The following is a 2,836-nucleotide window of genomic DNA, read 5'->3' as shown; positions in this document are numbered from 1 at the left end:
ATTTTATAGGAATTTTAAAATAACTAGGTTATGAAAGAAGTCTAATATTGTTTGAGAAACTTATCATGGAAAACATGAAAAAAGAATCTTATCTGAGTATCTTTCAACTAATATTAGATATGATGAAGATGAAATGGTTTATTAAAATAAAATTAGCAAAAAGTTGATTTATATTACTATAAAAATACTTGCATTTTTTAATAAAATTTGTTAAATATATTATTGGCAGTTACATATGCCATTTGTTAATAGTCATGTTAATAAGGAGGAATGTTATATGATTAAGCCACTAGGAAAAAATATTGTCTTAGAAAAAGAAGAAAAAAAAGAAACATTTATTAATGGAATTTATTTACCAGAAGATGAAAAAAGCAAAAGCCATATTGGAAAAATAATTGCAATTAGTACTGAAGTTAGTAAAGATGGGACCTTTGAAGGAAAAATAAATAATAAAGTTCTTTATCGCGAATATGCCGGAACTGAAATTGAATTTAATAATAAAAAATTAGTCTTAATTTCTAATGAAGATATTTTAGGCGTAATTGAAGAATAAAATTAAAGGGGGAATAGAAATATGTCAAAATCAATTAAATTTGCTGAAGAAGCAAGAATGAAATTACTTAATGGAATTAATAAATTAACTGATGCAGTAAAAGTGACTTTAGGACCAAAAGGAAAATATGTTTTATTAGAAAAAACTTATGGTTCACCATTAATTACGAATGATGGCGTTACAATTTCAAAGGAAATTGAATTAAGCAATCATTTTGAAAATATGGGAGCTAAGTTAGTTGCTGAAGTTGCTAATAAAACAAATGATGTTGCTGGTGATGGAACAACAACGGCAATTGTTTTAACTCAAGCAATTGTTAAAGAAGGATTAAAAAATATTACTGCTGGTGCAAATGCTGTAGCTATTCGTAATGGAATTGAAAAAACAGTTAAAGCAATTGTGGATTTATTAAAACAATCAGCAAAAGAAATTAAGTCAAAAGAAGAAATTGCACAAGTTGCGAGTGTTAGTTCAAAAGATACTGAAATTGGTGCCTTAATTGCTGAAATTATGACTAAAGTTGGTAATGATGGGGTTATTACGATTGAAGAATCAAAAACAATCAATACTGAAACAAGTGTTACTAAAGGATTACAATTTGATAAGGGATATTTATCACAATACATGGTAACTGATAGTGAAAAAATGTTAACAGAATTTGAAAATCCATATATTTTAATTACTGATAAAAAAATTAGTAATATGAAAGAAATTCTACCAATTTTAGAAAAAATTGTTGAAGAAGGACGTCCATTATTAATTATTGCTGATGATGTTGATGGTGATGTTTTACCGACATTATTACTAAACAAAATGCGTGGTGCTTTCAATATTTGTGTTGTTAAAGCCCCAGAATTTGGGAATAACCGTAAAGATTTATTGGAAGATATTGCTATGTTAGTAAAAGGTAAATTTGTTAATGGTGATTTAGGAATGGATTTCAAAACTTTAACTTTAGATGATTTAGGAACGGCAAAAAAAGTAATTGTTTCAAAAGATACGACAACAATTATTGAAGGAAAAGCAACACGTGCAGAAATTGAAGATCGTAAAGAATTTATTCGTAATCAAATTAAAAATGAAAAATCAACATTTGAGCATGATAAATTGAAAAAAAGATTAGCTAAACTTGCGAATGGTGTTGGAATCATTAAAGTTGGTTCACCAACTGAAACAGAAATGAAAGAGAAAAAATTACGAATTGAAGATGCATTAAATTCAACTAAAGCTGCTGTTGAAGAAGGTATTGTTGCTGGTGGTGGAACGGCATTAGTACAAGTTGGGAAAAAATTAGGAAATTTAAAATTAAATGATGAAGAAAAATTAGGATTAAATATTGTGTTACGAGCAATTGAAGAACCAGTTCGTCAAATTGCTGCTAACGCTGGTGTTGATGGTTCAATTATTGTTAATAAATTAAAAGAACAAAATGACAATTTTGGTTATAATGCTGCAACAAATACATGAGAAAATATGATTGAGGCAGGAATTGTTGATCCAGTTAAAGTAACACGTTATGCTTTACAACATGCTGGTAGTGTTAGTGCTTTGTTGTTAACAACGGAAGCTGTTGTAGTAAATAATGATGAAGACAAACAATCAAAAGCACCAAGTTATCCTGACTTAGGAATTTAATTAAAGAAACATTAGACTTCTTGCATAACCTATTAAAATAATTGTAAATATTTTTAAAAAGATACTAATAGCAAATTATAATTTTAATTAATTAAAATTATAATTTGCTATTAGTATCTTTTTAAAAATATTTACAATTATTTTAATAGNTTATGCAAGAAGTCTATTATAAAATTATAATATCATTTAATGATTAAAAAGGAATATAATTGTATGTTAAATGTTTTTAATAATTTTATAGATATAAACTTTGTTGAAGAAGTAAATATCGATGTTAATTTAATAGNAAAACAAAAAATGAAAGAAAAATATGAAAACCTTGATCAAGAATTAAGAGAGCAAAACCGTAATGGCAAAAATGNTTATATTTTGTGAGGGAAAAAGAATAAAATGATAAAAACTCACTTTGGCAATATTATAATTAAAGCTTCCAGATTTGGTTATCGTGATAAAAAAGATAATAAATTCAAAACAATAACTTTATTAAATAAAAAAATTAGTTTAAAAAATAATGAAACTATTATTTTNAAGTTGTAAATTGTAATTGCAAACACGCTTTTTCCAAAGCTCTTATTAGTAAGATGATAACATCATTTAAAATAAATGCAACTATTTTTTAAAAAAATTAAAATATTTTANANNTTTTTT

General features: G+C 25.7%; 2 protein-coding genes. Both read left to right on the top strand.

All coding sequences use genetic code 4. From position 1 onward, the window contains the following. The first annotated feature begins 277 nt into the window (after positions 1-277). Positions 278-553, top strand: coding sequence for a co-chaperone GroES (locus tag BST80_RS04420; RefSeq protein WP_353486666.1), 276 nt, complete (start codon positions 278-280; stop codon positions 551-553). A gap of 21 nt (positions 554-574) precedes the next feature. After that, a complete protein-coding gene (gene groL, locus BST80_RS04415) occupies positions 575-2,188 on the top strand; it encodes a chaperonin GroEL (protein ID WP_415746135.1) in 1,614 nt (537 codons plus the stop codon). Positions 2,189-2,836 lie beyond the last annotated feature (648 nt).

It is taken from the genome of Spiroplasma sp. Moj, assembly GCF_016082285.1.
Classification (GTDB): Bacteria; Bacillota_I; Bacilli_A; order Mycoplasmatales; family Mycoplasmataceae; genus Spiroplasma; species Spiroplasma phoeniceum.
This window is presented reverse-complemented; position numbering and strand designations above follow the sequence as displayed.